The organism is Lysinibacillus sp. FW301-JW8 (assembly GCF_058788755.1).
The window spans coordinates 18,954-39,039 of sequence record NZ_JBYTBB010000008.1 but is presented as its reverse complement, the minus strand read 5'-3'; the positions used below and the strand labels follow the sequence as shown (position 1 = coordinate 39,039).

Genomic DNA, 20,086 nt, shown 5'->3' with positions numbered 1-20,086 from the left:
CTGTAATTACAAATTTACATACTAATTTAGTAAAATGATTATATACGACTTGATTAGGTTCATCATCCTCAAAGTATTCAGTAACTAGATTAATTCCATCTCCTTAATTCTTTCTAAAAAAACATTTCTTTTATGAAATTACATTTTTTGAAACTCACATAGCTTTATATTGTATACTCCTTATTAGGAGGCGATGATAATGAAAAAAAATTTCCTATGGAAAAATATTATTATTGGTAAGATTGATAAAAATCATCCTCAGAAAAAATCGACAAAGCATTAGATGAGATCAGTAAAGCATTAGATGAAACTTTTACTTCTGTTGGCAAAATGACAAATAACATAACATCATTTACTGACGACAAACGTAAATAACCATATTTTTTTGCGGGCACTTATAAGTGCCCTTTTTTAAACCTAATGTTCAAAGTGTTCAACTAACTTTAATATCCATATCTTATTTAATAATTTTTTAGTATGTTATATTCATACATAAAGTTTAGGATAATTTAAAATATCACTAAGCTCAACAATTAAATACATTACTACTGAACTTTGGAGGTAGATTACCATGAACGAACAAAATGTAATTGAAATAGCTCCTCTTAAACCTGATGATCGTAGCCGATGGAATGTCTTGGCACGGAGCTATAAAGCATTTTACGAAACTGAGCTCTCAGACAAGAGTTACGATGAAGTTTGGGAGTGCTTGCTAAAAGACGATGAAATATTCGGTTTAGGAGCATACCTTCAAGGAAACTTGGTCGGTTTCACCCATTTCCTATTTCATCGCACAATCTGGATGGAAAAAGCATGCTACTTACAAGACCTCTTTGTAGATGAAACCGCTCGCGGACATGGTGTTGCTCGTAGACTCATTGAGCAGGTAGCTGAATACGCTCGCGAAAATCAAGCCTCTAAGCTCTATTGGCAAACTAAAGAGGATAATACCACTGCTCGTGTTCTTTATGACAAGATCGCATATCACAAAGGTTTTATACGTTATGATTACCCACTAAATTAGAAAATCTTGGTTTACGGCTACTTAGGTGGCCGTAAAGCTTTAATAATGTTTCGCTTTTGGTCGATTAATCCCACGCACCGTTTCTTTCCATTACTTCTACTATCTCACCAATCCAAGGTTCATCTGTATTGATTACAACATAAGAGTTAAACGATTTTTTACCATTTTTCTCACGTCCTGCTTCGATATTGCCCAACAACGAGTCCATTAACGGTGCTACTTCATTTAGAGCAAATTCGCTGTTGCACTTAACTAAATCAGCTATTTTTATTACTGTATATTTTTGCTCTTTTCCTTCGAGGACTGTACCTTCAAATACTGGCTCTGTTTTTGTTTGTTTTAAAATAGCTGCTACTTCTTCATTAATTCTCGGATAACTGTTATTCATTTCCATTCTCCCTCCTGTGCATTTTGCTCATATTGTGCAGTATCAGATTGTTTAACAAGTTCTTTCTTCTTCACAGACAAACATCCATACAAAAATACATATCACATCATAAAAAAGTAGTGTATAAAGCTAACCCATTTACTTTATACCTCCATTTTTAAGGGTCGCTGATGATGCCACAGTGACCCTTTTATAGTTTCTTTCATATTGTTCAGTACTATCTCCGCTATACTTCTTCAAGACTCTATTTTCACAGCTTTCCTTAAAAATATTATTTATTTCTCTTTAATAGACATATTACCAATCACCTTCCAACATTAATTCATAGAATATTAGTGAATGAACAGTTTTCACAATTAATAAGTAACAAACGCCTATAACTTGCGGGGTTACTAACATATTACGGAATGGAGGTGACAAAAAATGGACCCACAAAAATTAATTTGTGATAGTTGTTGTGAAAAAAACCGAGTTCTTTGGCCCCGTATAAAAGCTGTTGACATTTGTTCTATGCAACCTCCTTCAGTCGTAATTCCTGGCGGAACAATTATTCCAACGATAAATAGATATTTCTATATTGTTACAGAAGATATTGATTTAACAAACGGAACAATCATTCCGGCTAGTTTATTTACAGATGATAATAGCGATCCAGTAACAGAATGCAAACTTTTTTATCCTAATGGATATGTTAATCTTTACATCAATGCTGTAATGCAAGAGGGCGGTGCATATAAAGTAACCCCATATTCATTAACTCTTAACCCATTTAATGCAACTATTTATGCTGGAACTCCAATAATTATCGAATCATTAGGTTTCCAACAAATGTAATCTAAAATTCCTTTATCCCTTGAAAGGGGGTGAAAAAAATGGCACTTTCAATTATCAATATTCATGTAAATGTTACAGGCACTTCGACTAGATTCTTTAATGTTTTAGCAGCAAATTTAACTGTCACAGACGGTACTACTGTTGCTGCAACTGCCTTTCTAGACGATAGTGGAACTGCCGCTACTGCTTTCCCTGTAGTAGCTAATGGCTACTATAATTTCTATATTAATGGCGTATTACAAGAAGGTGATTCATATACAATTTCTGCAACAGAATTAACATTTAACGGTGTTACTGGTACAATCACAGCAGGAACTCCATTAGTAGTGGAAGCCGTAGAATTAGTTACACAAACTTAATTTTTAATTATCAATCATACGTTTTAATAGTATGAAGCTTTCTAGTCTTTCTTCTATTTTGGTGCTTAGGGTCACTTCCGGACAAGTGACCCTTCCTTTATTAGCCTCTCCTATTGTTCAGTAGTGATTTTAAGATTTACATTATTGTGCTAATATTTACATAAATAAAAATATTAGGAGGCCACCTTTATGAATTCTCATGAAACTAAAGTAAAGGAATTTTTAAGTTCTAATAATGTAAAAGCTGAACACTTCGTATTTAATCAATCTTGTCACTCCGTAAAAGAAGCCGCTGAAGCAGTTAATGGCTCGGAAGACGATTTTGTAAAAAATATTTGCATGATTGACTCAAATAATGAATTAATAGTGGCTATTGTTAAAGGAAACAATAGAGCTAGTACAACTCGTGTTGCAAAATCATTAAATATAGAAAAGCCTAGACTTGCTAATGGAATTGAAATTATTGAACGTACAGGTTTCCCACCAGGTGGAGTTCCTTCTTTTGGTTTTCAAGCAAATTTTTTAGTTGATCCAAAAGTGACAAATATGGATTACGTATATACTGGTGGTGGTTCAGAAAACTCTTTAGTTAAAATAAATGTTCAAGACTTATTAAAAATCAATCAAGGTACTATTATTAAAGTAAGCAAGTAAATAGTAACTCTTTACAACCGTTTAAAATGACGGTTGTTTTTGCCTTTTTTGCTGCACAAAATTGTTCACTTGTTCATACTCCGTTCATATTGTCGTCACTGTGAGTTCATCTTCATCGTTTAGGCTTTCTTTAGGGTCTTAAAGGGAGCCCAAAACAATAGGAGAAGAAGTGAGTGAAAACACGAGAGGTGAAAATAATGGACTTGGACACAACAACAGACAAAAAACCAGCTAATACGATGAAAAAATTGCTTAACATTTTACTTAAAATTTTAGCAGCATTAGTTATAACAATTGTTGTTTTTATAGCCATTGTTTTTGTCATTGATAAGATCAGTAGCAAATTAGAATCAGGAAAAATAAAGCCTTATGGTCAGTCTGTAACAGTAGATGGGAAAAATATGAATGTTTTGATTCAAGGACAAGGCGCAGAAACTGTCGTGCTACTACCAGGTTTGGGAACAGGAACACCAGTACTTGATTTTAAGCCGCTAGTAGAAGAGTTATCGCCATTTTACAAAGTTGTAGTGATTGAGCCTTTTGGTTATGGATTAAGTGATATAACCGAAAAAGAACGGAGCACAGAAAATATTGTAAGTGAAATCCACGAAGCTTTACAGATTCTTAAAATTGACCGCTATATTCTAATGGGTCACTCCATTTCGGGCATTTACGCACTAGATTATGTGAACAAATATGAAAACGAAGTGAGTGCATTTGTCGGGATCGATAGCAGTGTTCCAAGGCAATATGGTGATAAGGTTGTTGAATCTCCAATACCTTCTTCAGTAATTACACTACTCAAAGAATCAGGTTTAGGCAGATTGATAATGAAACTAAGTGCTGACCCATATGCTACACTGCCAGTTGATGATGAAACAAAAGAACAAATGAGAATTCTTTCTTACAAAAACTTTAGAAATCCTACCATTGTGAATGAAATAGAAAATAGGCCTTCTAATTTTAAAGTAGCTGAAAATTTAACATTCCCAAAAAACCTGCCTGTTATTTTCTTTTTACAACCTAATAGTGCAGCCATTGAAGGATGGTCAACACTACATGAAGAGCAAGTAAAAGATTCTGTACATGGAAAAGTGATGACATTTGAAGGAACACATTATTTACACCATACTCAATCAAAAGAAATCGCTGAAAACTTCAGGACATTTATTGAAGAAGTAAAGCAAGACAGTAGATAATTTTAAAAATGAAAGTTTGTTTGTAACTAGTTGATCTCTCAATCGCGTTATCTAAACAGGGTCCTCGTATTATCCATGCTACGGCACCATGTGCAAGCTTTCTTGCATGTGTGCTGTAGCATTTCTTTCTTGTGGTTAATCACCCTCTGACCACTTATCATGGATTTTATGAAATTTTGCTTCTAATTCACTCAACGCTACACCAATTGAACGAGTTACTGGATCATCTACTGGATGAACCATACTCTGAATGCGTTGTAAGTCTATAATCGTTTGCAAATGTAGTTCTGATGCTTCTTGAACATCGTTTTGTAGTTGTAAATATAGTGCTTCATAATTAGCTACTTCACAATTAGGGCATGTGTAAATGCCGTTTCTATCTGACTGCTCATGTATAACGCTAAATTCAAATGCACAATCTGGACATTCAATAACTTCAGCTATTTTTACGTTAGCCGTTTCTTTAGTAAAGATACTTTCCCTATTAAATTGAATTGACATATCCTTCTCTCCTTTATTTCGCATTTTCTTTCGAATCCTCATATTGTTCAACAATATTACATTTTGTGTATCAATTTTTTAATTACATCCATACTAACTTTGCTTTAATGGCGAAAAACAAGAAAAGGAAGTGTAGATATGGGTATTCTTGGTGGTAATCCAAAAGACGAACCATTGCATTACGGTGAAGTATTTAGCGTTTGGTCAAGTTTAGTTGTAGACTATGGTATGATTTCTGGCTATCAAACGTTTTATAATCACGCTGGTGATGAAGATCTAAAAAAAATTATTGAAGATATCATCGAAACATGTAGGGATGAAGTAAAACAATTAGAAAAAATTCTAAAAACGAATGGCGTTGCTTTACCACCTGCTTCTCCTGAAAGACCTGTAGCAAGATTGGAAGATATCCCTCCAGGAGCAAAGTTTAACGATCCAGAAATCAGCGCCGCTCTGACTGCCGATCTGGCTGCTGGATTAGTTGCATGTAGTCAAGCGATGGGCACTTCTACTCGAGAAGATATCGCATTAATGTATGGTCAATTCCATACAGCAAAAGCTCTACTAGGTGCTAAACTACTACGTCTTAATAAAAATAAAGGTTGGTTAGTTCCACCACCATTACATGTAGATTATCCAGAAAAGTAAAAATAATTTACCTGACAAACTGTCTCCCTAGTATACAACTGGGGCTTTTTTTATAGAGAACCTTATTTTACACACAATAATTTTGAGTGTATCGCACGCACTTTATATCGGCTGTGGCGTTGGTTGACCGTCGCAGCTTTTTTATTTTTAAAGGCCATGAACTATATAACCCAAGTTAACTAAGCATATAAATAGTAGTGTTAAGCTAAACAAGTTTAACTTAGTACCTCCTGATTTGTTACTAAGGGTCACTTCCACCCAAGTGACCCTTTATTAGTTTTTTTGGAAAAATAAGTTTAATGTTTAATAGCCAAATCGCCAATCCATTCTCATTTTCAAATCATAAATTACTAGTGTAAGGTTAGTACTACCTTAATACACTAGAGAGGAGGTCTTGAAAATGAGCATTAACAGAAATGTTAATGCTCACCAAAAAATGTTTTTCTTGTGATGAAAAGGAAAACCATCACGAGAAAGATCACCATCGCTGTAAAGGTTGTGTTTGTAATCAATTAAGACGCTTACAAACTCAGACTGAAGTTGACCTTTTCTTATTTGGCGGTCAGATTATAGAAGATGTTGTTTTTATTACCTTTGACCCGAAAGATTGTTGTGCATTCTTTAATGATCCAACGACAGAGCCTGGTTCAACAATTATTGTGGACTGTCAAGATATTCAAGCTATCAGAATAGAAGCAGACTAAGTTATAAAAGGGTTCTCCTGGCTCTGCTTTACAGGGTCACTTTCGTCTAAGTGACCCTATTAATAGTTCTGATACTTATATTGTTCATTAGTCTCCTGTAGCGTACGACGAAGCTACGACTTTTTTATTTTTAAATCTATTTCACAGGCAATTCACTATACAAATATAGCTATCACATCATAATAATAGTAAGGTAAAGCTAATTTAGCCTTACACCTCCTGAATTATTTACTAAAGGTCACTCCTATCCCAAGTGACCTTTTTTTATTGTCTTATCTAACAAAAATATATTTTTTTATGCCTATAGCTGAATGGTTTAACACCCTACTCCTTCTATACAACTAACATATTATATATTATAGAAAGGAGGGATACTTTATGGGATACTATGGTGGAAATGTTGGTGGCATTAATAACTGCGGCAATAACGGCGGCGGTTATGGTAATGGTTCAGCATTTGCGTTAATTGTTGTACTATTTATACTTTTAATTATTGTCGGTGCTACATTCATGAATACAGGATATTAAAATTTTCGATTTTAGGGTCACTTCCCAGCCTGGTGACCCTTTTATAGTGTCTTTCCTCAGATCGCTTAAATAATGAATTCAGAATCTATAAACTCGACTATTCCAACTCTGTATATTTTTATAGAATACAACTCTTTGACAATTCTGTGGTCAAATCCATAAAATTCGATAATTAGAGCAGATTCAGAAATGGAGTAATCTTGAAATTGGTTGCGAATTACTTCATGGAGCAATTTGATAATCTCAACTTCTACCTCAGTCTTTAGGCTTTCTTCTAAAAAACCCCTGTGAAATCTAAACTTAGATATGATAAATCACCTACTTTCCTGAATATAATTCTCATATTGCAGGAACGTGATGGAATTTTAGATTTGCGCATACTTTTACTTAATATGAAAGTCTTTTCATTTTATTTTTTTACTTTAAATTTATGTATAGATATTACAAACTTTTTGAAGGGTGTGCTAATATGTCACAAAGTTTCAAAATTGAATTACCAAAAATCCTCTCAGATCTAGAAAAAGCTAATTTTCAAGATATTTTTTATGATGAAGACCCATATTTATCAAATTGTATTATTGCTGATACAGTAATTGATAAAGAGGTTGTTGAAAAATTAATTGTATCTAAAGTTATTTTTAAAAATGCAAAATTCATTGATGTTTCTTTTAGAAAAATTGATTTAACTGATGTAATTTTTGAAAACTGCGATTTATCTAATTCAAACTTAAGTGAAGGCATTATACATAGAGTCAATTTCAAAAACTGTAAATTATTAGGGTCAGATTTTTCTGAAGCTAATCTTGGAAACGTTTCTTTTGAAAATTGTATTGCAAGTCTATGCAATTTTTCTGAAACTCGTTTCAAACAAGTAATATTTGATAACTCAATTCTACATGGTGCGAATTTTTATGATTGTTCACTAAATAAGGTGAAATTTTATGAAAATGATATTAATGATGTAGATTTTTCTCAAACTTCTTTAAAAGGAATTGATATTAGTACATGTAATTTTGAAAGACTTAATGTAACCCCAGAAAGTTTGAATGGATGTGAAGTTTCCACTGAACAAGCTATTGGCTTTGCTTCTTTGTTGGGATTGAGGGTAAAGACATTAAATTAAAAAAGCAGAAGCTGATTGGAATATTCTAATCAGCTTTTTTACTGAATAATTCCTTTCGATACATCCATATATTGTAGTAAATGTTTGTTCCCTATAAGGATAGGTAGCATTCAAATCATTACGTCGTTTTAACACTAAAATAACAGGAAACTAAAGGAAATAAGGTGTATTACTTACATAAAATTAAATTTTCTTACATAATAAAATGTAAGGAATTGTACAGTTTCAAATCATTAATAGATTTAGATTTTGGGAATTTAGCAAGTAGTGCTTTAATATTCCCCAGTGGAGAACTAAAAATAGAAGCGGAGTGGTTATGACAACTAGCTCCAGTCTTCAAAATCCAGAAATACTAAAGAGTTTACAGCTTTTTATGTGCCGCTCCATATCCACTTATTGCGTCGTTATTCAGAAAGATTGACACTCTCTATCCTTCTTAAAGCTCTTCTCTCATTCTTCAATTTATTTTTTTCACTTGCACATTCTAGGCATATGTTTTTATATTGATCATTATTATTCTTAGAAAATTTTAAATAATATTTAGTTTCATTGCACTTTTTGCATATTTTATATAGATGACAAATTAACTTATCAAAAGGATTTTGATCAAATTTAATATACGCAGATTTGTTGAATAAAAAGTTTAAAATTCTAGCGGTATTATAAGCATCATTCAGAGCATTATGTTGTTCACCAACAAAGCCTAAATCAACATAATCTATGGCCCTCTTTAAAGATATTGGATTTTTTTCATTTATAAATGCAGTGAAATTTTCTTGTAAATCACAATAATTTTTTAACCAAGACAAATCGAATCGTCTATTTAAAAATTGATTCATTAATAAATACAAGTCGGAATATGACCAGAACACCAATACATAGTCTCCCTTAGATATCCATTTTTGAAATTTACCCATAACAATTTTAACTTCTTGTGCATTCTTCAAATCTGCTTTTCTTGTAGTGATTTTGTTATCTATTTTCACATCTTTGATATAGCGGTTATTCGTAGGTTTAATATAAGAGTGAAATTTACTAACTAAATTACCAGATGAATTAATTTTGATAGCACCTATTTCAGTTAGATAAACAGGCTCATCTCTATTTCTTTTTACTGTTGCTTCCAAATCTATTACAATAAAGTGCATTTATTATCCCCTTTTCATATACTTTAACAATTCCTCCTCTTAAAATTCTCAACAGAAGAAGCAGTTATTGACTAAACTTATTTAAAGAGCAGGAACCAGTTTTATTGCTCAAATATGTGATAACACGTTGGTTTTTGTTCTATAGTACCTAATTATGTAAAGTGACGAAGTTGAAGTATTTTCTAACTTCGTTCTGATAAACTCCTTTTTATTCCTCCCATTGTTGAATTCGTAGCATAAGGTTAAACGTTGATTTATCATCTTTAACAATTTCATCTAATTCAACTTGCAAGATTTTGTAATCCGAGACTAAACTGCTTTGATTTTACTAGTTATTGAAGTTTGTTTAGTTAAATTGTTAAGTTGATACAAATACCTCTTCATTTATAAAACTAACATAAAATCGTGCAGTTGTTCCATTGCATTCAACTTTCAGGGGTTACTTAACACCTGTACTTAATTCTCTGTACAAGATTTTAAAATTTTTTCCCTGAATTTTTTTACCTCCTCTGACCAATAAAATGATGAAACTAAAAAAGCAAGAGTTGCTGCATACAACCAATATATTACGAAGGTACTGCAAAATCCTTTAAATGCACTTAAAAAGCAACTATGAAAAAAAATACACGAAACGAACTTCTAACTGAAAGACAGCCATCGATGAAATTAGTAATTTATATGATGGGATCACAGAAAAAGATAAAGAGAAAATTAAAGCTAGTTTACAACCTTTAGCAGAAGCTGCCTCTTCAAGATCAAATAGAGACAATACAGAAGCTCAAAATGTCATAATGTGCAATGATGAAGAAATTGAATTTTGCATTTATTCAAATTCTGTTACAATGCTTTATAGTGATGGTAAAAATACCGTAAGACAGGTTGATTTTACTGTAAACGAAACCCACATTAGATTTACAAAAGAATTATGGAGTAGATATTCTAATATTGTTTTAGCTAAACACTTAGCGTTGTTTGATGATTGGCTCCTTGGTATTAGTACACCTAATAGTGATAAAACTACTCTTGCTTGCTTTGCTTAAAATATCTATCAAAAGGAAACCAGAGAATAGGGGTTTCCTTTTTTAATCTTTGATGATCGTCAATTTTCTAAAGGGGCTTTTTAACCCAAAATGAATAAAAAGTGAAAGGCAGAAACGTTGCAGAATCAGCGTCTCTACCTTTTCAATTTCATGTAATTTTACTTCAAATAGATTTGTGACAGCCCCTCGTAAAATGCTTCTATTTATTTTGTTTCCATTACTGCATAGTAGTTATTTTCATTATCTGCAAAATTAAATATTCTACCTGAAGGCATATTTACAATATCTCCGACAATAACATTTTTGTTTAAAAAATCGCTATATAATTTATCGAAATCTTTTGAGTAAAACATTAAAGAAGGTGTACCCAAATTTAATTCAGGCTGCATTTTAGCGATTAGTTCCTTATTATGAAGAATAATTTTTGTTTCAGCCTCTATATTCGGAGCAATTTCAATCCAGCTCATTCCTTGACCGTTATCTTCCTCTGAAATTACACTAAATCCTACTTTTTCTGTCCAAAACTCTCTTGCTTCATTTTGGTTATTAACATACAACATGATTTGACCAACTTTACTAATCATTGATTTTTACACTCCCTAAAAAGCTTTATTATAATTTACTTCAGTGACTGAACAAACTCATCCAATCGATCCCAAGTTTCTGTAATCCCTTGTAACATGCCCATATCCATAACTGTCTTAAGTGCCTCGGCGGACACGTATTCTGCACGGTTTATCAGCTTAGTCTTTCCATTAAAATCGATGAATTCCAATGTCATCTCGGTTGCTGGCAAGGAGTCATTCAAACTTCCTTCAGCATCTGAAAAATAATCAGTATAGCTAATTATCTCTGGCTCTATAATCTCCTTATAAATCCCTTTGCCCCATGATTCCATACCAAAAAATTGACCTTGGTTTGGATCTACACATTTCATGCAGTAGTGCCAAATGCCTCCTGGATGGAAATCAACGGTGCAAACTGGAATCTCCCATCCCTTTGGCCCCCACCAACGTTTCAGATGCTCTGGTTCTTTAAACATTTTGAATAAGAAATCGCGTGGAGCATCAAAACGCGCTCCAGTATAAGCACACATTCGTTTTCTACTCTTGATACCATTGGATTGTTTGACATTGTACTTCCTCCTTAAATCATGAAATGGTTTTATCATTTTTCTTTTTTCTGCAATTCCTTCAAATATGCATCTAGATTATCGTATCTTTCCTGCATCACACACTGGAAGGACTGTATCCATGAATCCAGCTCTTGAAATGGCTCAGGCCTGAGCTTGTAGATTCTACGGTTAGCTTCAGCCTGCACCTCCACAATCCCATTGTCGCTAAGAACCTTTAGATGCTTTGAAGTTTGGGGCTGCCTTAATTCCAGCTGGTCGGCAATTTCACCCACAGTTAGAGGACCCTGGCGCAAGAGTTCGACAATATTTATGCGATTTGTTTCAGACAAAGCGCTTAATGTCGATATATCTACGCCTGGAATTTTCCCTGACATGTCGCTCACCTCGTAATATGATAGTCGCCGGTATAATATCATCTACATTAGCACAGGTATTATCACCTGTTAAACTTAATATACCTAAAACGGAATATTCCCGCCAAGGAATATTATTAAAATTCTTTTGATTCCTATCACCCTAGCCTGTGCTCATTAATATCAGATGCTTGCCAATTGCTTCTATTGACATTAGCCTATAAGTTTCCAATTAAGCAACTAAATTTATATACATTAAAAATATAATTACTCTCTCCCCTTTCAAAACTAAAAAACCACACCAAATTAGATGTGATTTTAAAAATAATATTAACTATTAATTAAAAACGAGACATGTACAACTGCAAGAATTCCCATTGGGTAAATTATGGCTCTTGAAAATGTATTTTTAAATTCATTTCGAGGATGCTTCTCGAAAAATAAATGCAAGATTGCATGGATGATAAAGAATAAATCTAGAAACCAAAATACAATTATTTGGTATTCGCTGAAAAGTAAAGATAGGATGATTACATATAAAAAAAGGTGAAGAAAAGTGAAAACTTTATATGCTTTAGAATCCTCCATATCTTTAAGTACAATAAACAATCGCCACTCTGAGCGCCTTATGGCATCCATTTCATGCAAAAGAAATAAAGACAGGTTAAATAAAAAAAGCACAAGCAAAAAATCAGGCATGTAATACCTCCTACAACTTTATATCATCATATTACTACAAAATTATCCTCTTAAAATATAATAAATATGGCAATATAAAGTCACACTAACAAAGTCAGGCATAGCAAAAGAGCACACAAAATATTACGGCCTAGCTATCACTTGTTTAAGCGATTAAAATTAAGTATGTTATAGAAAGTGTTTTTACTTAATAGAAGTCATTTTATTACAATTAAAATCAATATTAAATTGCTCTATTTTTACTAATCACCTATTCAATTCAATTCTTCATCATAAGTACCAGATTTTGTTTTTTACTACCTAAATCGAAGAAGCAACCTTTCTGAACATCACCAGTATGACTATCTTGATTATTAGTTTTCTAACGACCCTAGAAATACATAGTTCATATTTTGTTTAGTTTTTCATTTCTCTCAATTAAGGTTTTCTTTCCTTCAGTAAACATGATTGCCTGTAACCCTTAAATTTCGTAATAAAAATTTTGCAATTTACTCTTCTCTTATAATAGATTTAGATGTAGTATATTATTACTAAATCAGATTTACTCAATATATTCAAAGTTATACCTTTTTTTTCACAATAATTTTTGAAGATAGTTGGGCCAATAGGAGGATTTATTTTTGAAAAACTTATCAATTGGAAAGAAAATGCTAACACTTATTACATCCGCTGTTATTTTTCTGCTAATTATTTCAGGAGTCGGTTTTTTCTACATAAAAGATATGGCGAATAAATCTAGCAAGATGTACAACGAGTCACTTTTGCCAATTCAATATATCGGTGAAATTCGAACTGACATTCGTGCGATGGGTTCTTTCGTTTTAGAGCTCATGATTACTACAGATGCAAATCGTAATGCTGGCCTACAAACAAACATCTCAAAGAGATCTGAAAGTATTAAAGACTCAATCGAGAAATTTGAAGCCTCTTACAATGGAAATGAAGATGAACAAAAACTGTTAGAATCTCTTAAATTAAATGTCAATGGTTATTTGAACGCTATGGCAGAAGTTATTGATTTGGCTAGTCAGAATCAAAACGTCGAAGCCTACTCTATGTTCATCACAACCTTAGCTGATTTTAGTGAGAATATGGCAAGTGATGCACGCAATCTTATGACTTTATGTTCTGAGGATGCCGATAAGCTTAATAAAGAAAATGAAAAAAATCTATTCACTACTATGATTATTACTACCATTCTCTCTGTTTTGGCCATTATTTTCTTTATTACATTGGCAATATGGATTGCACGTTTAATTGTAAATCCAGTTAAAGAATTGCAGGCTAATATGTTAAATGCTGGTGACGGTGATTTGACTGTGAAGGGTACCTATTCATCAAAAGATGAAATCGGTCAATTAACCCAATCATTTAATACAATGATAAATAATATTAATAATACAGTAACGAAAGTCACTGAAACTGCTAATCATGTCGCTGCAGCATCTGAAGAATTGAATGTTAATGCAGCAGAAACTTCAAAAGCAACAGAATTGGTTGCAAATACAATGGAAACCATCGCTCAAGGATCAGTAGAACAACTAAATAATGTTTCTAACACATTCAATACCGTCAATGAACTGTCAACAGGTGTTCAACAAGTGGCTGGAAATGCTCAAGCTGTAAGCGAACTTTCAGGGGATTCATTATCTCTCGTGATAAATGGTATAGATGCTGCAAATCAAATGAATCAACAAATGATGGACATCACAGATCGTGTAGAAGGGTTATCTGAAATTGTGGACTTGTTAGGGCAACGTTCAAATAAAATTGGTCAAATTATTGATTCAATTACAGCAATCGCTGAACAAACGAATCTTCTTGCCCTGAACGCCGCAATTGAAGCTGCACGTGCTGGTGAGCATGGGAAAGGCTTTGCTGTCGTTGCAGATGAGGTTAGAAAATTAGCAGAGCAGTCCGCTGTTTCTTCAAACCAAATTGAAGTGTTGATTTCTGAGACACAGAAAGATACGCTTAGGGCTGTTGAATCAATGAAGTTAGTAACATCAGAAGTTACAGAAGGGATTAAAACAACGGAAAATACTCGTACAACTTTCGCTTCAATTCAAAATACAATTCAAAGTGTTACGACACAGGTAGAAGAAGTGTCAGCAGCAGTCGAGGAAATGGCTGCGGGAACTCAGGAAATTGTTGGTAGTATGAATACAATTCACTCCATAACTAAATCTACTACTGTTGGAGCAGAGAGTATGTCTGCAACAACTGAAGAACAAATGGCATCAATGGAGGAAATTTCATCATCTGCTAATGCACTTGCAAACTTGGCAGAGGAGTTAAGAGACCTGGCATCTCAATTCCGAGTTTAATATAATTCATCATGGGCAACACCACTTTTAACATTTTAATTTGATTTTACATTTTTTCCAAAATAACAATATCAGTTATATAAAAAGAAGCGGCTAGATTCTGTTTTTGATCTATACCGCTTCTTCTCCATTAGCTCTCACTGTTCCTTAAAATTTAGGAGAAATTCATCATCTGTGTAGTTACTTTGTGAAGTGGTATAGTGCTAACCACTCTGAAATCGCTTCATATCAACATTTATAAAGCACATATTATATAAAATATTGTAAAATTCCCCCTTTCCTACTGCACAATTCCACTTCTGCATATGCTCCGTTTATGTTATTTGTGGTGGAACATGTCCACAGTCAATATCATAAATTATGGGTACTTGAAGCTCCATAGCTAGCTCCTTATAAACATCTTCAACTGTATATTTTTCTACTGCGGTATTTGCCTGGCTTCTGCCAAACATAATACCCGAACAATTAGTAAACCATCCAGCCAATTTCATTTGTACAAGGAATCTACGTAAATCGGTCGTTGATAATTCACAATTTTCTAGAAACCATAAAATAGGTTCATCTTTAATATAATTTTCTTTAAAGTTTTGAACCTCACCAAATCTTGTCCCAATTAAATGTCTAATAGTATCAATACATCCACCAAGTAAACAGCACGCTTTAGTGCAGATGCAGATTTTGCCTTGTCTTGAGTCCAAGCAGTATCTCCACAAATGACAGTATAACCTTTCTTCTTTAAACGATTGCATGATGTTTTCAATAGTTCATGCAGTTCAGTGGGTCTCTAGACGAAGGTGCAGTAACACCAATTGTTATATCCTTTTCTAAAAATGGATATTTAATCATATGTATCCCCTTGTTTTCGTATTAGTCTAATATAAAATATTGGATTTTAAGTAAAAAATAGTATAAATATATTTTTATAGAATCAACTTGTATTCACATTCATAGAATTTGCTAAAAATTTATATATATATTGGAGATTACTAAAGTAGCTGTAATATGTTGTTATTTTTCCTATTGAAATTTTGTATCTATATATCAACCAATAATGTAAAATATTACTTGACGTTATCATCAAAAAGACAATGGAGGTATAACATGAAGATAAAGATAGCAACACTAGATGAAATTCAACAAATTGAAATTTTATACCAAGAACTATTTTTAGAAATGTCCATCCTGCAACCTAACTATTTGAAGCCTGCAAAACAAGATGTCGAGTTTATTAAAAATACAATTAATGAAAAGGGATCAGATATCCTAATAGCCGAGATAAATACTCAGGTAGCCGGCTTTCTACTTGTTCAAGAAACAACTACTCCTCCATATTCATGTCTAGTTCAACATAAATATGCCTTTATTACTGATGTCATTGTTGGAAAATCCTATCAAAATCAAGGAATTGGTTCAGCTTTGCTATTAGAAGCAAAAAATTGGGCACAAGATCGCAATTTGGAATACTTGGAGCTCAGCGTATTAGCTGAAAATACTGGTGCTATTTCTTTATATGAAAAACATGGTTTTAAAGATATGAACCATACCATGCGTTTAGAATTTTGAATTTAGTAAGAGGAGCTGTTCGCTACAGCTCCAAAAACATACAACCAACCACTATTCAAACCACGCTTTATATAAAAGCTCAATCCCTCTATAGATAGAAGCTTCATCTAAATTTGCAAAACCAAGTAATACTTTAGCTGACTGATTTTTTTGAGGGCTGGCATAAAAAACTGAAATAGGATAGATAATTACACCTAGCTCCCGAGCCGTTTGAATGAGCTGTTTTTCTGTCATATGATTGTTTGGTTCAAGTAGGATATGCAAACCAGAACCAGAGCCATATACCTTAACATCATCGTTCATCACTTGATGAATTGCATTTAATAAGGCAAGATGTCTTCCCTTGTAAATATTTCTTGATTTATTTAGATGCCTTTCCCAATGTCCACTTTCCATAAATAATCTTAAAGTATGCTGATGCAGCCTTGACACAGTTTGAACATAGAAATTGTTCTTTTTATAAAGGCTAATTAATCTCGTTGGTAAAACCATATAGCTTAATTTGATTGATGGAATTAATGATTTAGAAAATGTCCCCATATACACTACATTTTCATAGCTATCTAATCCATGAAGAGCAGGTATAGGCTTTCCACTATATCTAAACTCACCATCATAATCATCCTCGATTATATATGCGTTATCTTCTCTGGCCCATTCTAATAATTCCAACCTTCTGGCAATAGGCATAACAATTCCTGTTGGAAATTGATGAGAGGGTGTTACATAGACAACCTTTACCTTATTTTTTCTAAGATGATGCACGCTAATGCCACTATCATCAAGGGGAATTGGCTGAATCCTTATACCGCTATCCTCAAACAAATACCGAACTCGATAATATCCGGGGTCTTCCATGCCATAGACAACATCTCTTCCAATCAAATTAACTAGGAGCCCAGTGAGATATTGTACTCCAGCTCCCACAATAATTTGGTCTGGGGAACAATTTACGCCTCTAGCTTGATAAAGATATTGAGAGATTGAATTTCTTAATTCAGCCTCCCCTTGATGATCTCCATACAAATATAGATACCCTTGTTCTTCATTTAAACTTTGTAAACTTAATTTCCTCCATATTTTATAGGGAAAATCCTTTAAATTAATATCACCATAATTAAAATCGTATTTCACTATTACATCTTCCAACTCTTGATTAGAGCTAGGTGCCAAAATTTCATTGTCAATTTGATTACTCTTTAGAAAGAACTCCTTCTCTAATTCCACAACATATATTCCATCTCTTTCTTTACTATTAACATAGCCCTCTGCTATCAGTTGCTGATAGGCAGCGTCAACAGTATTTCGACTTATATTTAGATGCTTAGCTAAACTTCGTTGAGATGGCAATTTACTATTTGGATGAATATTCCCTACTTGAATTTCATTTTTTATAAAATTGTATAGCTGAAGATAAAGTGGACCATCTTTATGTAAAATTGGCGTAATTTCAATCATTATATTGGCTCCTTTAAAAATAACATTATTGGCACTTTGATAGGTGCCAGTTAATGATTATAATTAAATCTATATTGTGAGATGTAAAATGTAAAGATTATTAAGGCATTTCGCTAGAAAATAATGAGAGGGCGATTTCTATGTTTATTCCTAAATATTACAAAGTAACTGATGTAGAGGAAATTAAAAAATTTATTCGTTTAAATGCTTTTGCCACAATAGTTTCAATAAAAAAAGGTAGACCCATTGCTACCCATTTACCATTGCTTCTCAGCAAACAAGGGGATGATTATTACCTCACAGGTCATTTAGCATATGGAAATCCTCAATGGAGAACTTTTCAAGAGACAGATGAGGTACTAGTTATGTTCCAAGGGCCTCATGCCTATATCTCTTCTTCCTGGTATGAACAAGAGAATGTTCCAACATGGAACTACCAATCAGTACATGTATATGGAAAAGCTGAAATCTTTGAAGGCAAAGAGCTCGAAAAAGATTTATCAAATTTACTTGAGAAATATGAAAAACATCGTGAGCATCCTGTATTATGGGATACACTTTCTCCTCAATTATTAGAACAAGAACTTAAAGGAATTGTAGGCGTCAAGATTAAAGTACAAGAAATACAAGCTGCATATAAATTAAGCCAGAATCGGAATAAAGAAGATTATTCAAATATTATCCATCAACTTTATGAGGAAAATGATTCGAACGCATGCGCAATAGCAGAAGAAATGAAAAGATTAGAACGTGGTCATAATTCGTAGATTCTAGTACATGTAATTGCAGTTTGCGTAAAAATTCACCATTATTGCATAAAATTATCTAGTTGACTAATGCATTGGAAATTTAATTTTGTTATAATTTTGTAAAAGGAATGATGGTATGCGTCAATTAATCCAAACTTTCAGCTCAATACCGAGCTTGTAGGGAGTGCTATTACATCCCTTGACTCTCCCTATAAGCTTGGGTTTCTCAAGGGAGCTGATAGTTTATGAAAAATCGATCAAAAGCCTATATTCGCCATCAGAGAGAGCGAGTAATTCGAAAAAAATGTTTCATTTTAAAAAATGTATTTTTACGAGAAAATTATCACATGCCAGTACGTGGTACATTAAGCAAAGGTAAAATTCACTGTTCATGTAGAATGTGTCGATACGAGCAGTTTTACTCGATTCCAAAAGCTAAACATAAAGCTAAATTAAAAGCAATGAAGCAGGAAATAGACGATTATGTCTATTTCCTGCTTTCATATTTATCAATTTCACCTTGGCGTAATTGTGTCCGAGTTTGAATTTGCCCAGGCCTGCAGATGTTTTTTTCGCGAAAGCAAAGCGGCAGTGGCATGAGGCAGGTCAGTTAGCCGTTTTCGCAGGATGCGAAGGTTTTAGGCTAACATCTTTTTATTCATTCCTTTGAAAATCCGTGACATCCGCCGGAGAATTTATCTCTTCAAATACCTTTGTGATCTTCTGTATAGCTTTGACCTCAACATTAAAATTGTTATTATTTAAAAATAGGAAAGACCAAGCACTACTAAATTGAGAGCCTGGTCTATTTGTGCGTGTTAGTTTGCTTTCGCATCCCTCGACATGAATAGATTACCATATGGCTCTATACAAAATCTGAACAAATTTCGATTCTTTTCCAGAACTTTGTAATTTATACTATTTACAATAAGCCCTCCTCTCTGCATATTCAATGCAGAAAGAACACACCTTAATTTTTTTATGATTATCATTAAAATATGTACGTAAATCCGGCACTTTACGTTTACAAAAATAGTACGTATTCTTAGAAACCTTTGGCGCCCTTTCATCTTTGCTAATTCGACAAAAGGTAGGGATTCCCTCTAAAGTTAAACATTAAACCGCAGCTTTTCGTTTAAAATTTTACCCTATAATAAATATTTAATTATTCGAATCCACCCATAAATAGATATCCACAAAATCGCACTTAAAATACAGCCATTTACAACACCTATAAAAAATCTGTTTTCCAGACAAACCACTCCTTTTACTTACAGGATTGGCTTATTCGCAGATTATTAAACAAGTAGCGACATTTGAATCACAAACTCTGATCGTTGAAATTCTAAAATGACAATAGGAGATTTCAGTTTACTTCATTTAAATCATCTCTCAATCTCATATAAATACTTCTTTCTTTAAATCCAAATGATTGCCAAAATGAATAACCTTTTGTATTCCAATACATAACTTCGATATCTATATTTACTGTTTCCACTGTATCAAGTAGTTTCATAAATGCTAATTTGCCATAGCCCTCTCCCCTACAGCTACGACAAATAAAAAATTGCTGTATATACAAGGTCTTCTTAGTAGGATTCACTAATCCATAGCCAATTACTTGATTTCCGAATAGAAATAAAAATAATTCG

Annotated in this window: 21 protein-coding genes and 3 pseudogenes; 14 read left to right on the top strand and 10 right to left on the bottom strand. The window is 33.1% G+C overall.

Annotated features, from left to right (window positions below; translation table 11 throughout):
- Nucleotides 1–571 precede the first annotated feature (571 nt).
- Nucleotides 572–1,024, top strand: coding sequence for a GNAT family N-acetyltransferase (locus AC3WOM_RS05225; protein WP_492445427.1), 453 nt, complete (start codon nt 572–574; stop codon nt 1,022–1,024).
- A gap of 64 nt (nt 1,025–1,088) precedes the next feature.
- On the opposite strand, the gene AC3WOM_RS05220 is transcribed toward AC3WOM_RS05225, so the two are convergent.
- Nucleotides 1,089–1,412: a hypothetical protein gene (locus AC3WOM_RS05220; RefSeq protein ID WP_427548675.1), complete on the bottom strand. Its 324-nt coding sequence runs from the start codon at nt 1,410–1,412 to the stop codon at nt 1,089–1,091.
- Between the two features lie 423 nt (nt 1,413–1,835).
- Between AC3WOM_RS05220 and AC3WOM_RS05215 the strand changes: the two genes are divergently transcribed.
- The 4 genes from AC3WOM_RS05215 to AC3WOM_RS05200 all read left to right on the top strand — a co-directional run bounded on the left by AC3WOM_RS05215 (nt 1,836) and on the right by AC3WOM_RS05200 (nt 4,458).
- Entirely contained in the window at nt 1,836–2,246 is a 411-nt protein-coding gene (locus AC3WOM_RS05215; RefSeq protein WP_492445425.1) for a DUF4183 domain-containing protein, read from the top strand.
- Nucleotides 2,247–2,284: 38 nt separating this feature from the next.
- Complete coding sequence (locus AC3WOM_RS05210; protein WP_427545336.1) at nt 2,285–2,605, top strand: DUF4183 domain-containing protein; 321 nt, start codon at nt 2,285–2,287, stop codon at nt 2,603–2,605.
- A 189-nt stretch (nt 2,606–2,794) separates the two neighbouring features.
- A complete protein-coding gene (locus AC3WOM_RS05205) occupies nt 2,795–3,259 on the top strand; it encodes an aminoacyl-tRNA deacylase (protein ID WP_427545334.1) in 465 nt (154 codons plus the stop codon).
- A 173-nt stretch (nt 3,260–3,432) separates the two neighbouring features.
- Nucleotides 3,433–4,458, top strand: a complete 1,026-nt coding sequence (locus AC3WOM_RS05200) for an alpha/beta fold hydrolase (RefSeq protein ID WP_492445423.1) — start codon at nt 3,433–3,435, stop codon at nt 4,456–4,458.
- A gap of 135 nt (nt 4,459–4,593) precedes the next feature.
- Here the strand turns inward: AC3WOM_RS05200 and AC3WOM_RS05195 are convergent, their stop codons facing one another.
- The gene (locus tag AC3WOM_RS05195; RefSeq protein WP_492445422.1) at nt 4,594–4,959 is read right to left on the bottom strand and encodes a hypothetical protein; all 366 of its coding nucleotides are present in this window, start codon (nt 4,957–4,959) and stop codon (nt 4,594–4,596) included.
- Between the two features lie 138 nt (nt 4,960–5,097).
- On the opposite strand from AC3WOM_RS05195, the gene AC3WOM_RS05190 reads away from it, so the two are divergent.
- The 4 genes from AC3WOM_RS05190 to AC3WOM_RS05175 all read left to right on the top strand — a co-directional run bounded on the left by AC3WOM_RS05190 (nt 5,098) and on the right by AC3WOM_RS05175 (nt 7,962).
- Nucleotides 5,098–5,607 (top strand): DUF3231 family protein, encoded by a 510-nt coding sequence (locus AC3WOM_RS05190; protein WP_427548668.1) that lies wholly within the window; start codon nt 5,098–5,100, stop codon nt 5,605–5,607.
- A gap of 416 nt (nt 5,608–6,023) precedes the next feature.
- Nucleotides 6,024–6,311, top strand: coding sequence for a hydrolase (locus tag AC3WOM_RS05185; RefSeq protein WP_492445421.1), 288 nt, complete (start codon nt 6,024–6,026; stop codon nt 6,309–6,311).
- A 378-nt stretch (nt 6,312–6,689) separates the two neighbouring features.
- Nucleotides 6,690–6,839, top strand: coding sequence for a YjcZ family sporulation protein (locus AC3WOM_RS05180; protein ID WP_427548663.1), 150 nt, complete (start codon nt 6,690–6,692; stop codon nt 6,837–6,839).
- A gap of 469 nt (nt 6,840–7,308) precedes the next feature.
- On the top strand, nt 7,309–7,962 hold the full coding sequence (locus AC3WOM_RS05175; RefSeq protein ID WP_427548662.1) for a pentapeptide repeat-containing protein: 654 nt from the start codon (nt 7,309–7,311) through the stop codon (nt 7,960–7,962).
- A 404-nt stretch (nt 7,963–8,366) separates the two neighbouring features.
- Here the strand turns inward: AC3WOM_RS05175 and AC3WOM_RS05170 are convergent, their stop codons facing one another.
- Complete coding sequence (locus AC3WOM_RS05170) at nt 8,367–9,110, bottom strand: 3'-5' exonuclease (protein ID WP_492445419.1); 744 nt, start codon at nt 9,108–9,110, stop codon at nt 8,367–8,369.
- A 791-nt stretch (nt 9,111–9,901) separates the two neighbouring features.
- Between AC3WOM_RS05170 and AC3WOM_RS05165 the strand changes: the two genes are divergently transcribed.
- Nucleotides 9,902–10,150, top strand: a complete 249-nt coding sequence (locus tag AC3WOM_RS05165; RefSeq protein ID WP_492445418.1) for a hypothetical protein — start codon at nt 9,902–9,904, stop codon at nt 10,148–10,150.
- A 203-nt stretch (nt 10,151–10,353) separates the two neighbouring features.
- Here AC3WOM_RS05165 and AC3WOM_RS05160 read toward each other — a convergent pair whose 3' ends face one another.
- The 4 genes and pseudogenes from AC3WOM_RS05160 to AC3WOM_RS05145 form a co-directional block, all read right to left on the bottom strand.
- Nucleotides 10,354–10,734, bottom strand: a complete 381-nt coding sequence (locus tag AC3WOM_RS05160) for a VOC family protein (RefSeq protein WP_427548803.1) — start codon at nt 10,732–10,734, stop codon at nt 10,354–10,356.
- A 35-nt stretch (nt 10,735–10,769) separates the two neighbouring features.
- Nucleotides 10,770–11,284: pseudogene (locus AC3WOM_RS05155) on the bottom strand (SRPBCC domain-containing protein).
- Nucleotides 11,285–11,317: 33 nt separating this feature from the next.
- Nucleotides 11,318–11,659 carry an ArsR/SmtB family transcription factor gene (locus tag AC3WOM_RS05150; RefSeq protein ID WP_492445417.1) on the bottom strand — a complete coding sequence of 114 codons (342 nt, stop codon included), beginning with the start codon at nt 11,657–11,659 and terminating at the stop codon, nt 11,318–11,320.
- A gap of 309 nt (nt 11,660–11,968) precedes the next feature.
- Nucleotides 11,969–12,337: a DUF6713 family protein gene (locus AC3WOM_RS05145; RefSeq protein ID WP_427548797.1), complete on the bottom strand. Its 369-nt coding sequence runs from the start codon at nt 12,335–12,337 to the stop codon at nt 11,969–11,971.
- Nucleotides 12,338–12,957: 620 nt separating this feature from the next.
- On the opposite strand from AC3WOM_RS05145, the gene AC3WOM_RS05140 reads away from it, so the two are divergent.
- Nucleotides 12,958–14,664: a methyl-accepting chemotaxis protein gene (locus tag AC3WOM_RS05140; RefSeq protein ID WP_492445415.1), complete on the top strand. Its 1,707-nt coding sequence runs from the start codon at nt 12,958–12,960 to the stop codon at nt 14,662–14,664.
- A 249-nt stretch (nt 14,665–14,913) separates the two neighbouring features.
- Here the strand turns inward: AC3WOM_RS05140 and AC3WOM_RS05135 are convergent.
- Nucleotides 14,914–15,510: pseudogene (locus AC3WOM_RS05135) on the bottom strand (S66 peptidase family protein).
- A 255-nt stretch (nt 15,511–15,765) separates the two neighbouring features.
- Here AC3WOM_RS05135 and AC3WOM_RS05130 point away from each other — a divergent pair.
- Nucleotides 15,766–16,227 carry a GNAT family N-acetyltransferase gene (locus AC3WOM_RS05130; RefSeq protein ID WP_492445413.1) on the top strand — a complete coding sequence of 154 codons (462 nt, stop codon included), beginning with the start codon at nt 15,766–15,768 and terminating at the stop codon, nt 16,225–16,227.
- A gap of 51 nt (nt 16,228–16,278) precedes the next feature.
- Here the strand turns inward: AC3WOM_RS05130 and pdxR are convergent, their stop codons facing one another.
- Nucleotides 16,279–17,685 carry a MocR-like pyridoxine biosynthesis transcription factor PdxR gene (gene pdxR, locus AC3WOM_RS05125; protein WP_492445411.1) on the bottom strand — a complete coding sequence of 469 codons (1,407 nt, stop codon included), beginning with the start codon at nt 17,683–17,685 and terminating at the stop codon, nt 16,279–16,281.
- A 140-nt stretch (nt 17,686–17,825) separates the two neighbouring features.
- Between pdxR and AC3WOM_RS05120 the strand changes: the two genes are divergently transcribed.
- Nucleotides 17,826–18,452, top strand: coding sequence for an FMN-binding negative transcriptional regulator (locus AC3WOM_RS05120; protein ID WP_492445409.1), 627 nt, complete (start codon nt 17,826–17,828; stop codon nt 18,450–18,452).
- A gap of 227 nt (nt 18,453–18,679) precedes the next feature.
- Nucleotides 18,680–18,979, top strand: a complete 300-nt coding sequence (locus tag AC3WOM_RS05115; RefSeq protein WP_492445407.1) for a hypothetical protein — start codon at nt 18,680–18,682, stop codon at nt 18,977–18,979.
- Nucleotides 18,980–19,800: 821 nt separating this feature from the next.
- On the opposite strand, the pseudogene AC3WOM_RS05110 reads toward AC3WOM_RS05115, so the two are convergent.
- Nucleotides 19,801–20,070: pseudogene (locus AC3WOM_RS05110) on the bottom strand (GNAT family N-acetyltransferase); the annotation flags it as partial.
- Between the last annotated feature and the right edge of the window lie 16 nt (nt 20,071–20,086).